Origin of the sequence: Oceanobacillus massiliensis str. N'diop (genome assembly GCF_000285495.1) — a bacterium.
In the GTDB taxonomy this organism is placed as follows: domain Bacteria; phylum Bacillota; class Bacilli; order Bacillales; family Amphibacillaceae; genus Oceanobacillus; species Oceanobacillus massiliensis.
Genome location: NZ_HE610980.1, coordinates 44,499 through 68,097, shown reverse-complemented (window position 1 = coordinate 68,097; position 23,599 = coordinate 44,499). Strand labels below are relative to the sequence as shown.

Annotated in this window: 25 protein-coding genes; 17 read left to right on the top strand and 8 right to left on the bottom strand. The window is 40.7% G+C overall.

Translation table 11 applies throughout. The features are described from left to right. Positions 1-133: 133 nt before the first annotated feature. Positions 134-1,105 carry an oxygen-dependent tRNA uridine(34) hydroxylase TrhO gene (trhO, locus tag OMHG_RS15495; RefSeq protein WP_010651804.1) on the bottom strand — a complete coding sequence of 324 codons (972 nt, stop codon included), beginning with the start codon at positions 1,103-1,105 and terminating at the stop codon, positions 134-136. A gap of 220 nt (positions 1,106-1,325) precedes the next feature. Between trhO and OMHG_RS15490 the strand changes: the two genes are divergently transcribed. The 5 genes from OMHG_RS15490 (at position 1,326) to OMHG_RS15470 (ending at position 3,499) form a co-directional block, all read left to right on the top strand. Then, positions 1,326-1,526, top strand: a complete 201-nt coding sequence (locus tag OMHG_RS15490; protein WP_010651803.1) for a Rossmann-fold NAD(P)-binding domain-containing protein — start codon at positions 1,326-1,328, stop codon at positions 1,524-1,526. Positions 1,527-1,648: 122 nt separating this feature from the next. Further along, positions 1,649-2,257, top strand: coding sequence for a spore coat protein (locus OMHG_RS15485; protein ID WP_010651802.1), 609 nt, complete (start codon positions 1,649-1,651; stop codon positions 2,255-2,257). A gap of 26 nt (positions 2,258-2,283) precedes the next feature. Then, the gene (locus tag OMHG_RS15480) at positions 2,284-2,718 is read left to right on the top strand and encodes a spore coat protein (protein ID WP_010651801.1); all 435 of its coding nucleotides are present in this window, start codon (positions 2,284-2,286) and stop codon (positions 2,716-2,718) included. Between the two features lie 180 nt (positions 2,719-2,898). Then, positions 2,899-3,270 (top strand): DUF2642 domain-containing protein, encoded by a 372-nt coding sequence (locus tag OMHG_RS15475; RefSeq protein WP_010651800.1) that lies wholly within the window; start codon positions 2,899-2,901, stop codon positions 3,268-3,270. Between the two features lie 13 nt (positions 3,271-3,283). Then, positions 3,284-3,499, top strand: coding sequence for a hypothetical protein (locus OMHG_RS15470; RefSeq protein ID WP_010651799.1), 216 nt, complete (start codon positions 3,284-3,286; stop codon positions 3,497-3,499). A 299-nt stretch (positions 3,500-3,798) separates the two neighbouring features. Here OMHG_RS15470 and OMHG_RS15465 read toward each other — a convergent pair whose 3' ends face one another. Next, positions 3,799-4,758 carry a Gfo/Idh/MocA family protein gene (locus tag OMHG_RS15465; protein ID WP_010651798.1) on the bottom strand — a complete coding sequence of 320 codons (960 nt, stop codon included), beginning with the start codon at positions 4,756-4,758 and terminating at the stop codon, positions 3,799-3,801. 132 nt (positions 4,759-4,890) lie between these two features. Here OMHG_RS15465 and OMHG_RS15460 point away from each other — a divergent pair, with 132 nt between their 5' ends. The 3 genes from OMHG_RS15460 (at position 4,891) to OMHG_RS15450 (ending at position 7,824) form a co-directional block, all read left to right on the top strand. Then, on the top strand, positions 4,891-5,814 hold the full coding sequence (locus tag OMHG_RS15460; RefSeq protein ID WP_010651797.1) for a glycosyltransferase: 924 nt from the start codon (positions 4,891-4,893) through the stop codon (positions 5,812-5,814). 13 nt (positions 5,815-5,827) lie between these two features. Next, positions 5,828-6,505, top strand: a complete 678-nt coding sequence (locus OMHG_RS15455) for an N-acetyltransferase (protein ID WP_147629098.1) — start codon at positions 5,828-5,830, stop codon at positions 6,503-6,505. Between the two features lie 107 nt (positions 6,506-6,612). After that, positions 6,613-7,824, top strand: a complete 1,212-nt coding sequence (locus OMHG_RS15450; RefSeq protein WP_010651795.1) for a glycosyltransferase family 4 protein — start codon at positions 6,613-6,615, stop codon at positions 7,822-7,824. A 75-nt stretch (positions 7,825-7,899) separates the two neighbouring features. Here OMHG_RS15450 and OMHG_RS15445 read toward each other — a convergent pair whose 3' ends face one another. Both OMHG_RS15445 and OMHG_RS15440 read right to left on the bottom strand, forming a co-directional pair. Then, a complete protein-coding gene (locus tag OMHG_RS15445) occupies positions 7,900-8,886 on the bottom strand; it encodes a dTDP-glucose 4,6-dehydratase (protein WP_390621690.1) in 987 nt (328 codons plus the stop codon). 19 nt (positions 8,887-8,905) lie between these two features. Beyond that, positions 8,906-9,661 (bottom strand): SDR family NAD(P)-dependent oxidoreductase, encoded by a 756-nt coding sequence (locus OMHG_RS15440; protein WP_010651793.1) that lies wholly within the window; start codon positions 9,659-9,661, stop codon positions 8,906-8,908. A gap of 267 nt (positions 9,662-9,928) precedes the next feature. Here OMHG_RS15440 and OMHG_RS15435 point away from each other — a divergent pair, with 267 nt between their 5' ends. Continuing rightward, complete coding sequence (locus tag OMHG_RS15435; protein WP_010651792.1) at positions 9,929-10,930, top strand: glycosyltransferase family 4 protein; 1,002 nt, start codon at positions 9,929-9,931, stop codon at positions 10,928-10,930. Between the two features lie 70 nt (positions 10,931-11,000). Here OMHG_RS15435 and wecB read toward each other — a convergent pair whose 3' ends face one another. Beyond that, positions 11,001-12,092: a non-hydrolyzing UDP-N-acetylglucosamine 2-epimerase gene (gene wecB / locus OMHG_RS15430; RefSeq protein WP_010651791.1), complete on the bottom strand. Its 1,092-nt coding sequence runs from the start codon at positions 12,090-12,092 to the stop codon at positions 11,001-11,003. 156 nt (positions 12,093-12,248) lie between these two features. Between wecB and OMHG_RS15425 the strand changes: the two genes are divergently transcribed. From OMHG_RS15425 to OMHG_RS15415, 3 genes are all read left to right on the top strand, one after another. Beyond that, the gene (locus tag OMHG_RS15425) at positions 12,249-13,466 is read left to right on the top strand and encodes a glycosyltransferase (RefSeq protein ID WP_010651790.1); all 1,218 of its coding nucleotides are present in this window, start codon (positions 12,249-12,251) and stop codon (positions 13,464-13,466) included. A 101-nt stretch (positions 13,467-13,567) separates the two neighbouring features. Beyond that, positions 13,568-14,890 carry a nucleotide sugar dehydrogenase gene (locus OMHG_RS15420; RefSeq protein WP_010651789.1) on the top strand — a complete coding sequence of 441 codons (1,323 nt, stop codon included), beginning with the start codon at positions 13,568-13,570 and terminating at the stop codon, positions 14,888-14,890. Then, complete coding sequence (locus OMHG_RS15415) at positions 14,883-16,016, top strand: DegT/DnrJ/EryC1/StrS family aminotransferase (protein ID WP_010651788.1); 1,134 nt, start codon at positions 14,883-14,885, stop codon at positions 16,014-16,016. Before OMHG_RS15420 ends, OMHG_RS15415 begins: the two co-directional genes overlap by 8 nt. 19 nt (positions 16,017-16,035) lie before the next feature. Here the strand turns inward: OMHG_RS15415 and OMHG_RS15410 are convergent, their stop codons facing one another. Next, positions 16,036-17,346 (bottom strand): glycosyltransferase family 2 protein, encoded by a 1,311-nt coding sequence (locus OMHG_RS15410; RefSeq protein WP_010651787.1) that lies wholly within the window; start codon positions 17,344-17,346, stop codon positions 16,036-16,038. Positions 17,347-17,847: 501 nt separating this feature from the next. Here OMHG_RS15410 and cspD point away from each other — a divergent pair. Both cspD and OMHG_RS15400 read left to right on the top strand, forming a co-directional pair. Beyond that, complete coding sequence (gene cspD / locus OMHG_RS15405) at positions 17,848-18,045, top strand: cold-shock protein CspD (protein ID WP_010651786.1); 198 nt, start codon at positions 17,848-17,850, stop codon at positions 18,043-18,045. 153 nt (positions 18,046-18,198) lie between these two features. Beyond that, on the top strand, positions 18,199-18,498 hold the full coding sequence (locus OMHG_RS15400) for a hypothetical protein (protein ID WP_010651785.1): 300 nt from the start codon (positions 18,199-18,201) through the stop codon (positions 18,496-18,498). A 16-nt stretch (positions 18,499-18,514) separates the two neighbouring features. Here the strand turns inward: OMHG_RS15400 and OMHG_RS15395 are convergent, their stop codons facing one another. Beyond that, a complete protein-coding gene (locus OMHG_RS15395; protein WP_010651784.1) occupies positions 18,515-19,393 on the bottom strand; it encodes an NAD(P)-dependent oxidoreductase in 879 nt (292 codons plus the stop codon). 239 nt (positions 19,394-19,632) lie between these two features. Here OMHG_RS15395 and OMHG_RS15390 point away from each other — a divergent pair, with 239 nt between their 5' ends. Further along, a complete protein-coding gene (locus tag OMHG_RS15390; RefSeq protein ID WP_010651783.1) occupies positions 19,633-20,076 on the top strand; it encodes a GNAT family N-acetyltransferase in 444 nt (147 codons plus the stop codon). 95 nt (positions 20,077-20,171) lie between these two features. After that, positions 20,172-20,849 carry a TraR/DksA C4-type zinc finger protein gene (locus OMHG_RS15385; protein ID WP_010651782.1) on the top strand — a complete coding sequence of 226 codons (678 nt, stop codon included), beginning with the start codon at positions 20,172-20,174 and terminating at the stop codon, positions 20,847-20,849. Between the two features lie 513 nt (positions 20,850-21,362). Here OMHG_RS15385 and OMHG_RS15380 read toward each other — a convergent pair. After that, positions 21,363-22,688, bottom strand: a complete 1,326-nt coding sequence (locus tag OMHG_RS15380) for a S1C family serine protease (RefSeq protein WP_010651781.1) — start codon at positions 22,686-22,688, stop codon at positions 21,363-21,365. A gap of 224 nt (positions 22,689-22,912) precedes the next feature. Between OMHG_RS15380 and OMHG_RS15375 the strand changes: the two genes are divergently transcribed. After that, positions 22,913-23,599: a response regulator transcription factor gene (locus OMHG_RS15375; RefSeq protein WP_010651780.1), complete on the top strand. Its 687-nt coding sequence runs from the start codon at positions 22,913-22,915 to the stop codon at positions 23,597-23,599.

Genomic DNA, 23,599 nt, shown 5'->3' with positions numbered 1-23,599 from the left:
TACGTGCAAAATTAATTTTTCTCTTACAGAAGGGGAAATTTCTCCATAAAAAAAAGCCCTAAATGATTAGGGCTTTTCATCTATTATGCATTTCGCCTAGGAATCGGCCTAATGCCTTGCCGTATGCCTGTCTTTATGCTTCCTGCTTCGCGCTTTCTCCAAGCACTTGCAATCTTGCTTCAACTTCTTCAGTGGTTAGATTATGCTCTTTTACATACAGATTACGTGGGCTGACACGGCATTTATGTGTACATCCGCGCATATATTTATGCTCATTTTCTTCAGAACAGAGAATTTGTTTATTGCATTCTGGGTTTGCGCAATTTACATATCGTTCACAAGGCTGTCCATCAAAATAGTCAACGCCGACTACAACGTGTTCTTTTTGATTGACCGGCACAGCGATGCGCTCGTCAAATACATATAATTGACCATCCCATAAATCACCTTGGACCTGTGGATCTTTTCCGTAGGTTACAATTCCGCCATGTAATTGCCCCACATCTTCAAATCCCTCTTTTAACAGCCATCCCGAAAATTTCTCACAGCGAATGCCGCCAGTACAATAGGTCAATACCTTTTTGCCTTCGAGGATATCTTTATTTTCACGGACCCATTCAGGCAGATCGCGGAATGTCTTAACATCAGGGCGAACAGCGCCTCGGAAATGTCCCAGATCATATTCATAATCATTACGGGCATCCAATACAATCGTGTTCTCATCCTGCATTGCTTTATAAAAGTCTTCTGGTTCCAAATATTTTCCTGTTGTTTCATGCGGATTAATATCATCTTCCAGGCGAAGTGTTACCAATTCATTGCGGGGACGCACGTGCATTTTCTTGAATGCGTGGCCATCATGAGCGTCTACCTTAAATACCATGTCCGCAAATAGTGGATCTTCATGCATTGCTTCCATATATTTATTCGTTTGTTCAATCGTTCCAGAAACAGTTCCATTGATTCCCTCATGTGCTACTAAAATCCGACCCTTTAACTCAAGATCTTTACAAAATTGGAGATGCTCCATTGCAAAGCTCTCCGGATCCTCGATATGCACATAATTGTAATACAGTAAAACCTGATAATTTTGCTTGCTTTCCATGTTAATACCACCTGTTCATTCATATTTGCAAGATATAAATGGTTGGTAGTCGTTATTCTTATTTTTTATCTTGCAAGAAATAATTCTATCATGCCATGAAATTTATTTCAATATCCTGTTAAGATGTGATAAATGCTCAGAATTATAGACAGCCGCATAGTCAATCCATGATGTCAAACCATAGTATAAATTATATTTAAAGGAAGAGGGTGAGAGGATAATGAGCGATTCATCTAATCAATTGCCCGGTAAGGTAGTTGAAGTTATGGTCGATAGTATATTTAGAAAGAATGGAATCAAAAAAGAAGAATTAAAAAAGAACTTATCCGAGGAACAGAAACAAATGCTGAAAGAAATGGTCGAGGATCTGAAAAAGCAGGTCGATCAATTTAACAATAAAAAAACAGAAGAAGAGGGTTAATTTTGATTAAAACACCTATTAATAGGTGTTTTCTTTATTTTTTATAATACTAGTGAAATTGTACAATCTTCTAGTTGAAAAATCCATAAATTATTTTATAACCACTAGAAAGGAGTGTTAGCATGTCAGTTTATAGAAGTTCCAAATCTGGAAATTCTCAAAGAAACAAGTACTTCTACTATGATAATGAACAGGATTGTCTGGAGCCTGTAGATAAGGGAATGAAACGATGCAGCTGCGGCAATGAATGTGCAGATGAATGCAGCTGTGATTGTCATCACAGCCACAGCCACAGCCACAGCCACAGCCACAATCACAGTCAGGAAGCAAACTACGATCATAATGACGACCCAAGCAATGCGACAGTTGTACAGGATGCAGACCAATACTCATTTATGGAACAAGAATCCGCTGAAATGATTTGGGTCAAAGAGTCTTGTAATATCCGTGTCAATACAACAGACACACAAGTAGGAATTTCTTTGCAAGCCGCTCTGCAATTAGCAATTGCCTTAGTAATACGCATAACAATTGGCGATTCAGATCGTGGTGAAGAAGTTTCACAAGAACTTGTACAGCATTTCAACCTGGATCAAACAAACAGACAGAAAATATATATCTGCAACACTAAAGATGCTACCGTTACAACAACAGATACCGATTTAGCTATCAATATCCAAATTCTGCTTCAGATCCTTGTTGCGATCATTATTATGATTGATATTCTATAAAACCGATTGAAAAGAGGTGTAAAAAGATGACTTATGCTAAAGAATGGCGAGCTTTGGATCATTGTGACGATAATAATGATGGAAACAATGCAGATGTACAGCAGGAAGCTGATCAGGTAGTAGACAACACGCAGTTTTCAGATGAATGGATTATCATCAAGGATTCGGAAGGTGTAAATGTCACAACGACAGACACACAGGCAGCAATTTCTTTACAGATTGGTATCCAGATCGCAATCGCAATTGTTTTAAGCATCACCATCGGAGATTCAGATCGATCAGATGATGTATTCCAAGACTTCAAACAAGTAATGGGCACAAGACAAAGCAATCGTCAAAAAACAATCATAGAAAAATCGAAAAACGTTGAAGTGACAACAGAAGATACAGATATCGCAATTAATATTCAGCTTCTCATTCAGATCCTGGTTGCAATCGTAATCAACCTGGATATCCTTTAGAGGTAAGAAGCTTTTGGCATAAAATAAACTAAAGAGATAGGGGGGAGATTTACTTGCGGAAAAAAGCAGTTAATTCTTCTCCTCCAAAACGTATGGGGTTTTCTTTGGGATCGTATTAATTATGGGGATATTCTTTTTTAATCTAGGAGTAACTATCAAAAATGAAAGGAATGAAGGCTGTTGCCAGAATTAACTGATCGCCAAAGAAGATTATTAAACTTGTTTAATCAACTGTCCCAAAACACTACAGAAGCTGCGACAAATTCAAATCTAACTATTCAATTTCCAGAAATAGGCGTGGACTTAGGAAGTATAAGTGTTGGAGGAAATCCGCTAGATCCAATTACACCTACACCTACTCCTGCCGGGCCTGCTACAATCCGTCAAGTATTGCAAAGTTTGGTAAATGAACAAGTGGAAGTTACTACTCCTTTTGGCCCTGTAAGCGGAACAATGTTAGCTGTAAGAGACGACTATATCGTGCTGGTGGAATCTACAGGGGCACAGGTACTAGTCCGAATAGAAAATATTGAATTAGTAAATGAATTATAAAGGAGGAATTTAAATGTTCGCTAATACTTTCGCTGCCGAATTGGCTACCCGCATTGGTTCCAGTGTGGAAGTTGTAACCGACAATAATATGATTGAAGGTATTCTTTCAACCGTTACGACAGATCTTGTTTTAGTTATTGAAGTCAATAGTGGTTATGGAGATAATCTAAAGCAATATGTTTCAATGGATGCTATTAACTATGTTCGCTTCCTATTGACTGCAGCATAACAATCAATGGTCTAAGGGAATGTTCACGACGAAATGTTTTGGTTAATACCCTGGTTCGTTATAATGGCCGGGGTATTTTTATTTAGCTTTTTCGGAAAAAGGATATTGTTACAGATTACAGTAATGGGAGATGTGACACAGTCAATATAGTATCTTTTAGAAAACGATCCAAAAGAAAAAATCCTGCCTGAGGATAGGGCAGGAGCTGTATAATCATTTTATTATGAAGGCATTTAGCGGGTAATAGGATTGGAGGAATACGTTCTTGGAATAAACGCAGGTTCATGCACATACGATGTTTAGTGAAGCGTACATATATTTTTATGAGGATTATAAATAGCTTCCTGGATATCGATAGTACTCTTTAATGCTTCCACTCCATCTTCACCAGAAACAGCTGGTTCTGTATCATGTTTAATACAGTCGATAAAGTCCTGCAGCTGCACCGTCAAGGGCTGTACCGAATGATCGAATGGAATGGTTTCCATTTCCGAACCTGGAATTGAATTTTTAGCTTCCGGCGCAGAACGTGTAATTTTAATTTCCTGTTTGAGGATATCAGCTTCTATAAAACGGTCCTCCGTTAAAACCATAATCGTACGTACCTTTTTTGGGGATTTAAAACTTGCTGTCAGCTGTGCAATCACTCCGTTTGATGATTTGGCTATTACTGCAGCATGTTTTGTCGTTTGATCGATTGGTTCTCCAAGTGCATAGAATTCTGCCATATTCTCCTTTAGGATTTCCTTTAAAATATAAAGATCATGAATCATTAAATCGTTGACGACGTCAATTTCCTTCATTCGGTTATCGTAGGGGCTCATTCGATGGATGGAAATGCCAATAGGCTGTTCTTTTTCCAATTCTTTTGCTAGAAACTTTATTAAGGGATTAAACAATTCAATATGCCCAACCTGAAGCTTTATCTCTGCCTCTTTGGCTTTTTGAATCAAATGCATGGCCTGATCAATTGTTTCCGTAATCGGTTTTTCAATCAGCATATGGACTTTATGGCGGATACAAGATAAGGCTATCTTATAATGAAAGGCCGTCGGTACAGCAATACTTACGGCATCGACCGACTGAAGAAGATCGTCAATTGCTGGAAATTGCTTTACCTGATATTTTTCGGCAATTTTCTCTGCTTTGCTGGAATCATTGTCATATATCCCAACAAGCTGGCATTGGTCCTGCAATGATAGATAAGTTCGCACATGGTTTTCTCCCATATTTCCTGTTCCAATCACACCGACTTTCATAAAAAATCTCCTCACTCTTTGTCAAATACTACTAATGTATTCTATGCGCCAGATTTTAAAGGAGATAGACAAACATACCGAATAACATAAAATTGGCATTCGTCTACAGCAACACTGCAAGGAGGCTGGATTTTGCTGAATTTATTATTTATTGCAGAGGATTCATCCTTTTCATTGAATCAAAACTTCTATTATCTGGAGCGGGAGCTGGCAGACAGAACAAATCTGATGATATGGAGAAAGCCTGGTCCAATCCGTTACATCTTGAAGGGGCTGCCCGTCCAGCCCGATTTTATCCTGCTGATGAATGACCTGGAGCAGAAACTGGCACCTGCAATCAAAGGTCTTGAAAATACCGGTATTCCAACAGGACTCTTTGTGAATGATGTTCATCGCTTTAGAAGTCTGCGAAAAAGCTTTATTGAAAGGAATAAAATCCCTTATCTATTTACGGTCATTAGAGATCACTTTTTGAAAACATATCCGGGATTCAAAGATAAAATGATATGGCTGCCTCATTTTGTCAATACAGCGTTATACAAGGATTATGGACTGACCAAGGAAGTCGATTTCCTAATGATGGGGGCGGTCAATAAGACCTACCCGTTAAGAGAAAAAATCCTGAAGACCTATTCCGAAGACAACAGGTTCGTCTATCACAAACATCCAGGCTATGGTAATTCCAAACAGAGAGAGGGAGAGAAACTAATTGCAGGAACTCAATATGCCAGGGAATTGAACAGGTCAAAGATCTTCTTTACGTGCCCTTCCAGAATGAATTATCCTGTTCTTAAGTATTATGAGGCCCTCGCCTGCAAAACACTTCTGCTCGCACCGTCCTTTAAAGAGCTGGAGGACCTTGGCTTTATACCTGGGCACCATTTTATAGCGATAGATGAAAGCAATTTTAAAGAGAAGGCAGAGTATTATTTAACACATAAATCAGAAAGACAACTAATTGCTGAACAGGGATATGATTTCATCCATCAAGAGCATTCTCTTAAAAAGAGGGCTCAGCAGTTAGTCAATATAATAGAGGGTTTAATTGATCAATAAGGGGGAAGCTGATTTGTCTGCAATACCAGCAAGTACAAAGCTTGGGGATCATGTCGTCATTGAGAAGGATGTCACCATTGGGGAAAATGTCGTGATTGGCCATCATACGGTTTTGCTGCAAGGAACACAAATCGGTGATAATGTCGTAATCGGGAATAATTGTGTATTGGGCATCCAAGCATCGGTCAGCCAAAGAATGCGAAAAGTTTCGAAAGGATCCAGCCCATTAATCATTCAGCCCGGAACCAGAATCGGAAATCTGGCTTCTATCTATTCTGGAACCCGGATTGGGAAGGATGTGTTCATCGGGGACCATGCAAGTATACGGAATGAGGTCTCGGTCGGAGATGGTTCTGTTATAGGGAGATCCGCGGTGGTTGAATTGAACACGGTTATTGGGGAAAATTGCACGATCCAAACATTAGCATATGTGACAGGGGATACGACACTTGAAGACAATGTCTTTATTGGTCCGTGCGTGTCCATGTCCAATGATAAGTACATGGGTGCCCAATCCTATTCGCTAAGAGGACCATATATTAAAAAAGGGGCAAAGATTGGAAATAATGCATCCCTGCTTCCTGGTGTTACTATTGGTTCTGAATCAATTGTAGGGGCTGGATCTGTTGTTACAAAGGATATAGGAGACAACACAACCGTCGCAGGTGTTCCTGCAAAGAAGATAAAATAGATGTTTGACGTCTTATAAGAATTCAGATGGGGGACCAGAAGCCATGGGAACGTTATGCTCCCATGGCTTCTTCTGTTTGTCTCCCTGGGAAAGGATGAAAAATTATCTTGAAGAAAGTTTGCATGGTTATTGCTGACCATCCATTTATGGACGCAAGAATTTTTAAGAAAGAGGCTAAATCGCTGCAAAAAAAAGGCTACAGTGTAACGATGATTGTTCCTCGGAGGAATGGGCGTTTATTTGATATTGATGGGACCCCATTCCGTCATAATTTCAGGAGTAAAATCTTCACATATGAAGGGATCAAGATCATCACTTACAATTCCGAAAGCAGTACTTCCTTGAATAAGGTTTTAAGCGATGTAAGTGTTTGGGAAAGCCAGGGATTCAATCATCCCCTCGTACAGCTGGCAATGAAGGAGGATGCAGATATCTATCATACACATGAGTACCTTTCCCTCTTTGCAGGGATCGGAATAAAACGGTTAATGAAGAAACAGAAGGGGAAAGATGTAAAGTTGATTTACGATAGCCATGAATTGACACCAGATCCTTTAAGCCCTCGTTATCCAAAAGAAATCAAGGATAATCTGGAACAGAAGCTTTTCATTATGCTTGATGAAGTCGATTATGTTATTACTGTTTCTGAATCAATTAAATCATGGTATAAATCACATAAACCCAATCTGCCTGTTGAAGTAATCTATAATTCACCACCATTGGCCAAAAATTATTTGTCTAAAGATCCTAAACCGCAAAAAATGATAGTGGGATTTGAAGGTAACATAGATAATAAACAACGAATGAAAGAAAAGATTATCGAAATAACGGACATATGCTCTAAAATGATAGACTTTCAATTTAAGGTAATTGGCGGTAGCCGCTATAATGATGTGCTTATTGTGCCAGATTCTCTTAAAAGTAAAATAATAATGACCGGCTGGGTTGATTATCGTACCATTCCCAGTCACATGAAAGAGATTGACGTTGGCTGGGTGGATTTAGAAGATGTGGAACAATCACTGAGCCACGACTACGCAATGCCGAATAAATTTTTTAGCTATCTCAATAATGGCATTCCGGTAGTAGTCAATAAATGCCATGACATGGAGCAATTCATACGAAGACATCAATGCGGGGTTGTAATCGACAAAACGAAGGCAACAGCCAAGGATTATGCAAATGTGCTGCTATCGCTTCATCAAGATAGAAAGAAATTGAGACTGCTTGGTGATAACGGTAGAAAAGCAATGGAGAATCTTTACTCCTGGGAAAGGATGGAGCAACGCCTCTTTGAAGTTTATCAGCAACTTATCTAAAAGCAGCGAGCTGCAGCAAACAATAAAAAATGAGGTGGGCTGTCCCACCTCATTTCTCGTGTTATCTTGAGTGCTCTACCTATCATGACTGAATGCTGCATCCCTGACCCAATCTACCGTGTGGCCGATTCCATCCTTAAAGGCCGTTTTTGGATAAGAACCAATCAGATCCTGTAATCTTTTATCCGATCCCCGATGGTTTAGAACATCTGCTATGCGTGCGGGCTTTCTTAGAACATTACCTTTATAGTCCATAACCTCTACAATCGTTTTTACGACGTTCGCAATCGATGTTTGCTGATCGGTAGTTATGTTTACACATTCACCAGAAGAAATAATCGGGAAAAGCTTCGTGACAATGTTAACCGTATCCTTCACATAAATGAAATCCCTTGTTTGCTTTCCATCACCATGGATCTCTGGTGGCTCTCCTTGCAGGATTTTTTTGATTGTTAATGGAATGACACCTGCCAAAGCCCCTTCAAAGTTCTGTCTTGGTCCATAATTGTTGAAAGGACGCACAATAAAAGCATCCAGATCGAACATTTTCACATAGGATTGCAGCATTAGATCAGCTGCAGCCTTTCCTGCTGCATACGTAGTTGTGGGCAAAAGCGGATGGCCTTCATCCATTGGTTCGTATTGAGCGGTGCCATATGCTTCGGACGAAGAGAAGTGACACAACGTCTTAAAGGCATCCTTCCTTTGCAATTCCAAAAGGTTTTTCAGTACCTGGACATTCGTCATAAAAGCATTCGATGGATTGATGAACGAATAATTAAGTGGCTTGGTAGCGCAATTGAACACGATATCGATCTTTTGTTTTTCCATAATATAGGCAAGTGCTTCTGGATTTTCTGCATCATCAACAAGAAGGGTTGCGCCATGCGTTAAAGCATGGCTCAAGTTTATTTCTTTGCCGATGAAAAGACTATCCAGTACGAGAACCTGACTTGCACCGATGCTGATTAGTTTATCGACTAGATGGCTTCCGATAAATCCTGCCCCGCCAACAACTAGAATGCTGCTGTCCTTGATTGTTTGTCTCTGCAACCTGAACACATCCTTTCCGGTTCTGTATTTAAAAGTTCGTTCGGGATTGCCCGCCATCTACCGTCACAGTAGCCCCGACAATCCATGAGGCATGGTCAGAAGCCAGAAATGATGCGACACTTCCAATTTCTTCTGCCTTCCCGAGCCTTCCCGCCGGTATTCTGCTGCTGGCATACTTTTCTAAATAATCGGGATCGATTTTTAATCGGCGTTCCCATTCTTCATTGGGATGGTAAATGGCCCCGGGAGCGATGCCGACAACGCGCACATTATCTTTTATTACTTCCGTACTAAATGATTTTGTAAAACTGATAAGGGCTGCCTTTGAAGCGTTATAGGAAGGATTGCCACCGGACTCTTTCCCGTAGATGGAGGAGATATTCAAGATGACGCCCTCCCCGTCATGGATCATTTCTTTACTTGCCAATTGGGCCAGGTGGACAGCGGCGATAAAATTCTGTTCCATCGCCCTGTTAAATAGGCTTGGCGGAGTTTCTAAAACCCTTCCTCCGTGGCTTGCACCCATATTATTGACAAGCACATCAATGCGTTTAAAGTCATCGATATATTCTTTTATTAATTGTTCTCTGTTTACATATTCTGTTAGATCTTTTTGATAGATACGGACTCCCAGTTCCTCTTTGGCTTGCTGGAGTTCGGTATGATTTCTGGCAACAATTCCAACATGTGCTCCTTCCTTCAGAAAAGCTTTTGCAATTGCCTTTCCGATTCCTCGTGAGCCACCTGTAACTAACACGTTCTTATCCTTTAAATGTAAATCCATTTTTGACTCCTTCTGCCTTTCAGCATGGATAGAAAAACATATTTATTTCATTAGTATGAATCGATCTGGAGATTGGTTAATGCGTTCGTACTATGGAAACAAATAAAAAATCTCATAAACGGTAAAACGGGCAAAAAAATGGGACGGGAAGGAGGAAAATAAGTAAATGATCTCATGATGTTTGTTTTATTCGGTCTTGGAATTTACGAATATAATCAACTAATAGAGAGATGTTTCAAAATAATTTTTAGAAGGGATAGATGCTACTTGAGAGTATTGCATATTTCTTATGGTTCACCAATGATTGAACTTTGTAAGGCGCTGCGGTCCAAAGGAATTCAAGCTGTATCGTGTCATTTCGATGAGCATCCATATAAATTCAATCCAGATATATGCCTAAAGCTTAATTCCTTTCCGAAAAAGGAAAGGGAAGCTAAAATACAGCAGTTTTTTCAGGAATCACGAAATAAGTATGATATTTTTCATTTTCATTTTGGAGAAACTTTCTTCCCTGATAAAAGGGATTTGGAAATTCTGAAGCTTGCCGGCAAGAAAATGGTCATGCACCATCATGGATCCGATATAAGGCTTCTCTCAATCGCAAGGAAAAATAATCCTTATGTAATTGTAAAACCGGAGTGGACGGAGTCGAAAATAAACCATAATCTTTCCATTCTTTCTAACTATATCGATCATGCGATTGTTCAGGACCATGAATTAGAAGGCTATATTCGCAATTCGTATAAGCATGTCCATGTTATTCCCCACACCATAAATGTCGACCAGTTTAAACCGGAGTATCCACAGGTGAAAAATTCCCCTCCATTAGTCGTCCATGCCCCATCTTCGAGAAATATCAAAGGAACAGAATTCATATTAAATGCAGTTAGGCAGCTGAAGGATTCGGGGTTATCATTTGAATTTAAATTAATCGAGGGATCATCCAATGAGGAAGCAATGAAGATTTTTGCGAAGGCAGATATTATTATTGATCAGCTGAGAATCGGGGCTTCCGGATACATCAGCTCAGAGGCTATGGCACTAGGCAAACCGGTTATTTGCTTTATAAGGGAGGATCTTGCGGCCAAATACCCAGATTCCCCAATTGTGAATGCCACCCCTGATACGATTGCTTCTGTCTTAGGTAATCTTCTTAAAGTTCCAGAACAATGGAGCGTGTTGGGTAAGAAAGGAAGGGCGTATATCGAGCAGCATCACGGTGTTGATAAAGTGGTTGATCAGTATGTTGATATTTACAACAAATTATAGAATGTGTATGCCAAACAATGGGGAGTTCTATTGTTTCAAGGAGGTGACTTGAATTCACCTCCTGCATTTTTTATATGGTATTACTTTTTTTAAAATGTGCGATCAGTATTTCGGCAATTTTTTGCGAAGTCTTTCCATCACCGAAAAGTGGCGGATGTTCCTTAGGGACTTTAATTGCATTTACTGTATCAAGTATTTGTTTTGTATCTGAACCTGCGATGTGATTCCATCCGGAATGCACAGTATCAGTCCATTCTGATTCTTCTCTAAGGGTAATGCAAGGAACACGGAGCATGTAAGCCTCCTTTTGTATTCCGCCAGAGTCGGTTAGCACGGCATTTGCCTGAGAAAGAATGGTCAGCATGTCGAAATAATTCAATGGTTCAATAACCTGAATGGAAGAATCAATGATCATATCTGTATAACTAAATTGGTTTATCTTACTTTTAGTCCTTGGATGCAGTGGCAGGACTACTTTCATTTCCAATTGTTGAAGCGCTTTAAGGATTGAATGAAATCGTTTAGGATCATCAGTGTTTTCGGCGCGATGAACCGTTGCAAGAATATATTTTTTGTCTGAAAGATTCAAATGCTTGATAATCGAGGATTCTTGTAAAGCGTAGGGTCTAAAGTGAAGGATGGAATCATACATAATATCTCCTGTTTGATACACCCCTTTTTTAATTCCCTCTTGCTTTAAATTCGTAACTGCTTCGAGGGAAGGGCAGAACAGCCAATTCGATAGGTGGTCAGTAATGATTCGATTGATTTCTTCAGGCATCTGTTTATTGAAGCTGCGAAGCCCTGCCTCGACATGAGCAACTGGAATATGGAGCTTTGATGCTCCAAGGGCAGCAGCAAGGGTGGAATTTGTATCGCCATATACCAATACAATATCTGGATTCTCGGATAGCATGATCGTTTCCAGTTCAGTTAACATCCTGGCTGTCTGTGCTCCGTGGGATGCAGAGCCGACACCAAGATTATAGTCGGGCTCTGGTATATTCAATTGCTTAAAAAAAATTGCAGACATATTAGCATCATAGTGCTGGCCCGTGTGTACGATGACTTCTTCGACTTCTGGAAGGGATTTGAGAGCTTTTGATAACATACTGGCCTTTATGAATTGTGGCCTTGCACCTACAACCGTTAATATTTTCATTTTATGCTCCTTTCTGGAATGGCAATTCATTTTTCTTCTATATTCACATTACTATTCATTCAATGAATACTATGTTCTGTACATGATTTCAGCTTTGCCGCCATACCATTATTACAACAGAATTTATCTGATGTTCCCATGACTGGAGGGAAGAAGATGGCTATAAATGTATGTTTTCTTGTTGCGGAGCATCCTTTTTTGGATGCGCGCATTTTTAAGAAAGAGGCCAAAAGCTTATTGAAAAGGGGCTATCAAGTGACGATGATTGTTCCGAGAATAAATGGCTGCTTGTTTGATGTGGACGGCACACTGTTTCGGGACAGCTACCGTGAAGCATCATTCATCTTTGAAGGAATCAGAATCCTTACATATGAACAGAGCCGTTCAGAAAGAAATCATAAAAAGCTTCTCCATAATCTTCGCAGCGACAGTCACACCCGTTTTGACAATCCGCTGACACAATTAGGTATTCAGCAAAAGGCGGATATCTACCATGCACATGAGTTCGATTCACTATATTCTGGTATTGGAATCAAGCGTGCCTTAGCTGCTGCCGGGAAACAAAGCAAATTAATCTATGATAGCCATGAATTGGAAGCAGATCCGCTGGAGAAAGCATCAGTCCGAACCAAGAAAGTAAAACAGCAAATGCTTGAAGCGATGCTGCATGAAACGGACTATATAATCACAGTTTCAGAGTCCATTAAAGAGTGGCTCCATGCCATCGATTCACAGACTCCAATACAAATAATCTGTAATTCCCCTCCATTGGCAAGAGAATATAGATCTGGACAAGGGAATAATCAAGAACTGGTCATTGCCTTTGAGGGGGTCATGAATCACAAACGAGGAAGCTTTCGAAAATTACTGGAAGTGCTGGAGCTGTGCAATCAAGAATTTGAACTTAAGCTGAAAATCATCGGGGGCAGCAAGAAGTCGGAGATAGCTCTCTCTATTCCGGACCATTTAAAGGATAAGGTAATCCATACCGGCTGGGTGGATTATGGATCGATATCAGAGGCAATGAAGGATGCCGATATAGGATGGATTGATTTAGATGCGGAGCACTCTCTGAACAACCGCTTTGCGATGCCAAATAAGTTCTTCAGTTATTTGAACAATGCCGTACCCGTTCTGACGAATCAATGTAAAGATATGGATGATTTTATTCGCACCTATCAATGTGGTTATGTCGTCAGGAAGCTGCAGGCAACTGCAGAGGATTATGTCAAGGCTATCCGGTTTCTTCACTCCAACAGAGGTGAAATCCGTAAGATGAGCCGGCATGCCCGTCAAGTAATGGAGTCCAAATATTGCTGGGAGCATATGGAGACAAGGCTATTTGCCATTTATCAATACCTATTGAATGCTTAACCTAATTTCATATGGTGTCGTGCATTCGTACAATCATATTCATGTACAAAACATAAATTATGAAATAAACAGGTTAATCAACATGAAATGGGGTTGAATATATGGGAACTGATCAAAGTCCTCCAATACCTACTGTAGCTGTTGTGGGGCTGGGTAAAATAGGCCTTACATTAGCTGCTGTCTATGCAAAAAACGGGTTTAAGGTATATGGTGCAGATAAGAAGGAAGATGTCGTGAAATTAATCAATCAAGGAAAGTCCCATGTTAAAAATGAGCCTGGACTGGAGCAATTGATTTTGGATGCCCACCAAAATGCAACATTGACTGCAACAACCGAAACGTCAGAAGCTGTTGGGCAGTCAGCTATTACCATTGTAATTGTTCCTGTACTGGTTGATGAAAGCAATAACGTGGATTATCGACAGATTGACAATGCAGTGGAAGATATCGCAAAGGGTGTAAAAAAGGGATCATTGATCATTTTTGAAACAACACTGCCGCCGGGAGACACGAGAAACAGGTTCGGCAAAAAAATCGAGGAAATCTCCGGCTTACGGATGGGAGATGATTTCCACCTTGCATACAGCCCAGAAAGGGTTTATTCCAATCGCATTATCGACGATTTACGGCGCTACCCAAAAGTTATAGGTGGACTGAACAGTAAAAGTCTTGAGCTGGCTAAAGATTTTTACCAAAAGGCATTAGGCTGTGAATTAATTGAAGTAAGCACACTGGAGACCGCCGAATTTTCAAAGATTGCCGAATGTGTGTATCGTGATGTAAACATCGCATTAGCAAATGAACTCGCCCAGTTTGCCGAAGAAAAAGACGTAAATATCATGGAAGTGATTACCGCTGGAAATAGCCAGCCCTATTCACATATTCATCTGCCAGGTATCGGAGTCGGAGGACATTGTATTCCGATTTATCCATACTTTTTTATGAATAAGGGATTACCTGAGGGTCTGACAACAAAGTCAAGAGCGATTAATGACAGTATGGCGGGGTTTGCAATTTCAAAGATTGAAAAAGAGTTAGGTTCTTTGGAAAACAGAAACGTGCTTATACTAGGATTATCCTATCGAGAAAATGTGAAAGAACCTACAAAATCCTCCTCGCTTTTGCTGATGGACCTGCTTAAAGAAAAAAAGGCTAATGTCTACATGAATGATCCATTATTCAGCGATATTGAAATCCAGAATTATGGAGTTAATCCGTTATCGATGGAAGATTCTCTCGTTACTGAAATGGACATCATTATTCTTCAGGCCTTCCATCAAGCATATGAAAATCTTAACTTCAGCCAGTTCAAAAACTGCAAGCTTGTATTAGATGGAAGGAATAAATTAAATCGCAAGGAGCTAACGGACTTAGGGATAAGGTACGAAGGAATAGGGATAAAAGGGGAGAAAAACGATGGATAAAGAGCATGACAGCATTCCAATGGTTGATTTGCAAGCAGAATTAAACCTGCTGAGAACCCCAATTCTCGAAATGATTACCGAAGTCCTCGATAGCGGAAGTTATATAATGGGAGAAAAGGGAGAAAAGCTGGAGAAATTAGTTGCTCAATACGTAAATGCTTCTTACGGTGTCGGGGTGGCGAACGGGACAGATGCACTCCAATATGCACTCCAATTATCTTTAAGGGCATTGAATATTGGTGATGGAGATGAAGTCATTACCACTCCGTTCACTTTTTTTGCTACTGGAGAGGCGATTGCCCAAGTGGGAGCAAAGCCGGTTTTTGTTGATATAGATGAAGAAACCTATAACCTTGATCCCAATAAAATCGAAGAAGCAATCACAGAGAAGACAAAGGCCATTATTGTGGTCCATTTATACGGGAAAGCTGCCAGAATGGAAGAAATTATGGATATCGCCAAGCTAAACAATTTGAGGGTTATAGAAGATGCATGCCAGGCAATCGGTACAGAATATAATGGTGAACGGGTAGGCTCGATTGGTGACATCGGCTGTTTTTCTTTCTTCCCCTCAAAAAACTTAGGTGCTTTAGGGGACGCCGGGTTCATAACAACGAACCAAAAGGATACCTATCAAAAGCTGTCGATGCTTCGAAATCATGGAAGTGAAGAAAAATACCATCATTCATCAATTGGCATGAACAGCAGACTTGATGAGATTCAGGCAGCAATTCTGCTCGTCAAATTATATTACCTCGACATTTTCCTCCATAAAAGGAAAGAGGTTGCCAAGAAATATACGGAGAACTTGTCTGATCTGCTGAAGAAGCCGTCAATCCCAGCAGGCAGAGAACACACCTTTCATCAATACTGTATTGAATTGGATAAGCGGGATGACCTTTCCGAAGTGTTGAAAAAGAATGGAGTCGCATCAGCTATCTATTATCCAGTGCCATTACATTTACAGAAAGCATTTGCATATCTGAATTACAGGAAGGGTGATTTTCCAATTGCGGAGAATATTGCTGGAAAAATTTTGGCACTCCCCATCTTTCCGATGCTTTCCTATCAGCAGCAGGATCATATTATATCTGTCATCAATACGTTTATGCTAAGCAATGGATGATTATCGATCCATTGCTTATTTATTGAAGAGAATCCAAAAATTTTTTCCAGTTGGGATGATTGTTTTTGGTAATGCTTTCCTTATGCTCCCGTACATTATAAACAGTCATATCCCGATATCGGAATGGGGAATGCTTCAGTAAATGATCTAAGACACTGACATCCTCATATAACCTTCCGTTCTCAAATTCAATTACGGGAAACCCGCCAATCTTTCTTAATGAAGAAGTCCGGTATACCCGCGGTCCAAGGGGGAACGGATAGGATAGAAGACTGGCTCTTCCAGTAACAGGCCTCCCTTTGGCAACCCTTTTAAATAGCACATCTGCTGCTAACTGCTTCCACTTTCGGAGATTTCCATAGATGAGGGAGCTATCATGCGGCAGTTCTGACAGATGCTCTTTGATGACAGCTATAGCATCAGGGTCAAGCCAGTCGTCTGCATCGACTTCCAATATGAACTCGGAAGTTACATAAGGCAATATGTCGTTCAGCGCTCGTGCCTTTCCTTGATTGGCTTTGCTGAATACTATTATCTGTTTCCCATCATTCCATTTTTTAAGCTTTTCAAAGGAATGATCTGTTGAGCCGTCATCCATAATGAGGACCTGGTTTGGCTGTTCATTTTGTAATATACAGGAGACGATGGCAGCTTCCACGTACTGTTCCATATTATAATTGGCGATTAACACAGAAACCCCGGGATGATCTGTTTGAACTTTTGCCAATGAATACTTGCGAATGAACATTTGCTTCTCCTGCGTGTAATTGGAGGTATTCTGCTTTGCCTGTTCTAACAAATTATCTTTGAATGCTTTCCGTGAATCATCGATTTGGAAGAGCCATGCAGGAAGAATTGCCTCCTTGAATGGCAGCTGGAAAGTGGATAAGAAAGCATGCTCTTGCAGATAAGATGTACGTACCAGCAATGGGTGTGGGATGCGTAGCTTCTGATAATGGTAATGGGTACATAGGACAGTTTGGCTGTCTGCAAGATGCAAGGAAGCACTATTTGCGTTGGAAGCAAGATAATCTGACCCGTGCAGAAACAATATATATGTGCTTTCTACTGCAGCAGCGGTCATATTAAGTGTATTCCCGAGATCGTTCGCTTTTATTGAAGTATGTTGGGTTGGAATATAGTGATTGGCCGGAAGATGCTGGCCAGGAGCCAATTCCTCAGTCATGTCAGCTGCTGTTTCAGGTGAGTGGCTTTGCTGAAGAACCATAACGTTTTTTATCCTGGAGCGAATCCCCATTAATGAAGTTAAAGCTTTATGCAAAACAGCCTGACTTGGATAATCAAACAGAATGGCAGTGATGTCCTTCAATGGCAAAACCTCCTATCACTAACTGAAAGTTCACGGCGATCTATACTAATATATATGTTGCAGCCATTATTTATAACACTGGAATAGAGGCATTTGCTCTGTCAAAAGCGGCCTATTTTGATAAGAGGACCGATAAATGTGCGTAACACATAGTGTAGATGCTGATTCAATCGGCAATGTACAAACATAAGATAAAGTAATCGAAACAAGACTTGTTGAGATTCAACCCATGATTAATACTCCTGAAGAGCCGGCTGATCACCGGCTTTTTTTACTTATTCCAAGAGAGGAATAAACCATCTTCCTCTTTAATTAAGAAATGTAAGAGTTTACCAAAAATTAATATCTAAACGCTTGCATTTTTTTTGTAAAAAAGTTAAAGTTAAAATAGCAAAAGGAAATTGAAGTTTGAATAATACTTTACGATCTCTTTTCCAAGATGGTGTAAAAGTATTTATGATTCAATTACTTTGCACGATATTGTATAAGGAGGTCATTTAAATGACTGGAAAAGTAAAATGGTTTAATGCAGAAAAAGGCTTCGGTTTTATCGAACGCGAAGATGGAGACGACGTATTCGTACATTTCTCAGCAATCCAAGCTGACGGATTCAAAACACTTGAAGAAGGTCAAGAAGTTGAATTTGAAATTGTAGAAGGTAACCGCGGACCTCAGGCTGCTAACGTTACTCGTCTGTAATAGATAATAATTATAAAGACTTGTCTCTTATTGAGAGATAAGTCTTTTTTTGGTTATCAAAATTGCCTCCTTGCATGGAGGATAATCGTATCCGGAATTCAGAAGCATGTTAACTTCAAGTGTATATTTCAACGTGGAAAGCAGGAGAGTATGATGGATAAAAAAGAAATGGAAAAGCAAATAATCGAAAATTACCAGAATGACGAGAAAATGATGATCCTAATCTATGCGCAGTGGTGTATCAATAATGGGATTGATCCAGTAGCCCTGTACGGTGAGGCATATCCCGACCAGGTAAAAAATCAGATAATAACAGAGGTAATGGAATTAACGGTTCCCGCAAATGAATCAGAGGCAATCCCAGATCAAACGGTATTGAATGTTCTTGAGATTTTTGGCAATCACGATCTCGCATTTGCAGTTCAGGAGCAGATAGAAAAGCGGGAAAAATAAGTTCCCGCTTTTTACATTATTCTACATCAAATAATTTAATTAAAGCCTGGGTTCCGCTATCTTCTTCTCCTTTTTCCGCAAGTTCCTTATATAAACGGAGTGAAAGCGATAGTCCAGGAGTCAGCAGGCCGAGGTCTTCAGCAGATTCCAATGCTATTGTCATATCCTTAATAAAATGCTTCACATAGAATCCAGGTGCAAAGTCACCTTCGAGCATCCGGGGACCGAGTTTTGATAATGAAAAGCTAGCGGCAGCACCAGTCGTAATGCTTCTTAGCACACGCTCAGGATCCAGACCAGCTTTTCTCGCGTACATAATGGATTCGCAAACCCCAATCATATTGGAGGCAATTGTAATCTGATTTGCCATTTTTGTGTGCTGTCCGGCACCGGCATCTCCCTGATAGATTATATTTTCCCCAATAACTTCAAAGATTGGAAGCAGCTCAGTGAACGCCTCCTCGTCACCGCCAACCATAATGGCGAGTTTTCCCGTTTTTGCACCAATGTCTCCACCTGAAACGGGAGCATCTAAAGCATGGAGATTTTTACCCATTGCTTTCTCATGAATATCCTTTGCCAAGGCTGGTTTAGATGTCGTCATATCTACTGCAAAAGTACCTGTCCTTGCGTTTTCCAGAATTCCTTGTTCCCCGTAGTAAACTTCTTCTACATCGGAAGGATAGCCGACCATTGTAATAATTACATCTGAAGCTGAAGCGAGTTCTGCAACTGTGTCCATCCATTTTGCGCCATTCGTCAACAGATCCTGCGCCTTTTCCCTTGTTCGCGTATAGACATTTACCGAATATCCTTCATTCATTAGATTGGCTGCCATGCTTTTGCCCATTACCCCTGTACCGACAAATCCGATAACTGTTTCTTTTGATAGCATGTCTTCATGTCCCCTTTTTTATTAGACTGTTTTCATAAACATTCTTGTTTTCAATCTCCAAATCGGATGCTTGAAGCGACTCTCCGGGACGGAAACAGGCCGTTCTGTTACTCTTTTATCAACCGCCAGCCCCATTTTTTGGAAAAGCCTTTATTATATTGTAATTCTATAAAAAAATGTCGAAATCCTCTAATTTCATTGTAAAATTTAATTAAGCAAAATGAAAGGGTGGATACGAAATGAAGTGGATGATGAAGGAATTTAATGAATTAACGAATGAGCAATTGTATCAATTGCTAAAGGCAAGAATCGATGTCTTTGTCGTGGAGCAAAAGTGTGCCTATCCTGAATTGGATAACTATGACCAGAATTCCCTGCATTTATTTTTACTGGTCGGGGATGAAATAGCGGCCAATATACGGATACTTCCTAAAAATACAAAATATAAGGAGGTCTCCATTGGAAGGGTACTTGTAGTGGAGAAGTTCCGCGGCAAAGGTTATGCCCGGGCAATATTGGAACGGGGAATTGAGTTCATCCATAAGGACTGGAAGGAGGATAAAATCCATATCCAAGCACAGGTTTATTTAAATGAATTCTACTCCTCCCTTGGATTCAAGCAAATTTCTGATATTTATCTAGAGGATGACATTCCACATATTGACATGATTTGGGAGCGCTAATCACGAATCAATAAAGGGCTTTTACACATAGTATAAATACAAAACCAGAGGCTATTGCAACTGGTTAAGCGAAAGTTATTAGAGGAGGCCATCCAGTGATTACAGATGAGCAGCGATCCAAGTGTAAGGCAGCATTACTGGAACAGCAAAATGAATTAATCAAATACGTCCAGGACCACTTTGGGATGAAATATGAATTTGCCAAAGAAACGATAAGTGAATTGTCCAATTATGATAATCATCCAGCAGACACGGGAACAGAGCTTTTCGAACGGGAAAAGGACCTTGCGCTGAATGAACATACAGAAAACGAACTGGAAGAAATCAATAAAGCCCTTCATGCAATAGAAGAGGGGACATATGGAATCTGCACAACCTGTGGAGCAGATATTTCTTATGAACGATTGGAGGCTATTCCGACTACGGATAAATGTTTGGATCATGCTCGAAATAATACTTTTGAACATCCACGCACAATCGAAGAGGAAGTATTCAGTCCAAATATTAATCCGAATAAGTCCGGAGATGAAGAACAGGTCAACTATGATGCCGAGGACACGTGGCAAGAGGTCAGCAGATATGGAACATCCGAGACGCAATCTGACTTTTACGGAGATAAGGAAAACTACGATGAAATGTTTCCAAACAGTGATGAGCGAATAGGAGCCGTAGAGGATATCGAAAACTTCCTTGCCGCCGATATTCATGGCAAATACACAGGCGTGACCCCAAATCATAATAAATACGAAAACGAACAGGATGATCTCGAATAAACAATCAGCCTGACGCGTGGGAGCGGACGGATGGAGTGTGGATGGAGCGTGGACGGAGCGCGGAATAACCGCCAGAACCGCGGAAAAATCGAGAGGAGCGCGGAATAAATGTGATAACCGCGGAATAAATGTGAGGAGCGCGGAATAACCGAGGGAATCGCGGAATAAATGAGAGAATCGCGGAAAAACCGTGAGGAGCGCGGAATAAATGAGAGAATCGCGGAAAAACCGTGAGGAGCGCGGAAAAAATGGGGGAACCGCGGAAAAACCGCCAGAACCGCGGAATAACCGAGAGAATCGCGGAATAACCGAGAGAATCGCGGAATAATCGCCAGAACCGCGGAAAAAGCGAGAGAATCGCGGAAAAACCGCCAGAATCGCGGAATAAAAGTGAGAATCGCGGAAAAAACGTGAGGACCGCGGAATAAAAGCCAGAACCGCGGAATAACCGCCTCGCGCCCCACACAACATAAAAAAAGAAGGGAAACCAATCCCTTCTTCGATTATGCGTATTTATTGTCCCGCCTGCTGTGTCTGCTGCTCCTGCTGTTCCATTTCTTTTAGCTGTACGCTGGCCGTTTGTCGTTCGCCGTTGCGGATATATTCTATTTCTACATTGTCGCCTATTTTGGTTTCTGAATAGAGATATTTTCTCAATTCCAGGATGGTCGTTATTGGTTCCCCATCTATTTTTGTGATGACATCGAATTGCTGCAGTCCTGCATCTGCTGCAGGGGATCCTTGCTGGACATTCGCGATGACCATACCGCCTTCCACATCTTCTGGAAGGTTGATTTCATTACGGTATTGAGCTGGTACCTGATTCAGGGAAGCGGTACTGATACCTATTAATGGACGGGTAACTTCGCCTTCCTTTTCCAATTGTTCTATGATTGGCAGTGCTGTATCGACAGGAATGGCAAATCCTATTCCCTCAACCGAACTTTGGGCAATTTTCATGGAATTAATGCCGATGACCTCACCTTCTGAATTGACGAGGGCACCACCGCTGTTTCCTGGGTTAATAGCTGCATCTGTCTGCAGGACATCTGTTATCCAATCGGCTTGGCCGTTTGCATCGGTATCGACGCTGACGGAACGGTTCAACCCACTAATGATTCCTTTTGTAACGGAATTTGCAAATTCCATGCCTAATGGGTTCCCGATTGCAAGGACTGTTTCACCGACCTGCAAGTTTTCAGATGTGCCAAGGTTTGCGACAGTATCGATTTTGTCTCCATCAACCTGTAAAACGGCTAAGTCTGTTAGTGAATCTCCGCCTAAAACGGTTGCGGGAACACGTTCTTCATCATTAAGTATGATTTCCACTTCTTGTGCCCCTTCAACAACGTGCTGATTGGTCACTACATATGCACTTCCATCTTCCTTTTTATAGATGATGCCTGATCCGGTTCCTGCCTCCTGGCTTTCTGTCCAGACACTTTGCTGCTGGAGGTTGGAAACACCGACAACAGCCTGTGCAACCTCTTGAATATTCGTGGAGGTTTCCGCTCCTTCTGATGCCAGTGTTTCCACGATTGGCGAAGAATCACTTTCGGCAGATTCGATTTGGCTGTTACCTGTCTCGTTTTCCGGTAATAGGTTATAGGTGAAAAGGCATGTAACCAGGATAGCTGAAATAATCCCTCCGATTAAACCACCGAATATTCCGATTGACCACCCTTTCCGTTCCTTTTTATGCTTTGGAACTGGGCTCTCCTGTTGACTGTATCTTGCCGGTTCGTTCTCATCTGGAGCATATGCCAGTTGCTGCCTTTCTGTATCTTTATCGTTTTCCATAGCTTCGGTTAGTCTGTCTTCCCGTTCATTATTATCCATTGATTCTCACCTCTGTAATGTGTTTATGGTTTTATTATAAGCAGACATGGGGGTATAGATTTGGGATATATGTGGAAAAAATGTGTAATTAATCTTTTTGGTGTAAAGTTTGGATAATATATGTGAAAATGGCTATAGGAAGTTGAACAAGTACGGTAACGTCTTTACTTATAAAGGTATGAGAACAAAAATATTCAATTAAATATGAAAAAGGTGAAGGTACAATGAATTATCACATTGGCTTGGTGGAAGATGATAGCAACATCCAAAATATTGTTTCGGCATATTTACGAAAAGAAGGATATAACGTAACCATCATGGATTCGGCAGAGAAGGGATGGGAGCTTTGGGAGAATGATCGGCCCGATATGTGGATTCTTGATATCATGCTTCCTGGGATGGATGGCTATGAGTTTTGTAAAAAAATCCGCAATGAAAGCGATGTGCCGATTATTATCATCTCTGCTAAGGATGATGAAATCGATAAGATTCTTGGACTGGAATTAGGCGGTGACGACTATCTGACAAAACCATTCAGTCCAAGGGAATTAATTGCAAGGGTTAAACGGCTGTTTAAACGCACGCTGCCAAAGGATAATATTAGTGAAGCAGATCATGACAGACTAAAGGTAGATCATCTTCTGATCTACAAGAACGAACGGCGTATCTTTTTTGAAGGAATCGAATACGAAGCAACCACAAAGGAATATGACATGCTGCAGCTTTTGGCGGAAAACCCAAATCGTGCCTTTTCAAGAGAAGAGTTGCTAATGAAAATCTGGGGGAATGATTATTTTGGCAGTGACCGGGCAGTGGACGATTTGATTAAAAGAATTCGTAAAAAGCTTGACAATATCCCTCTGGAGACGGTTTGGGGATATGGATACCGTCTCCGCAAAGATGAGGAATAA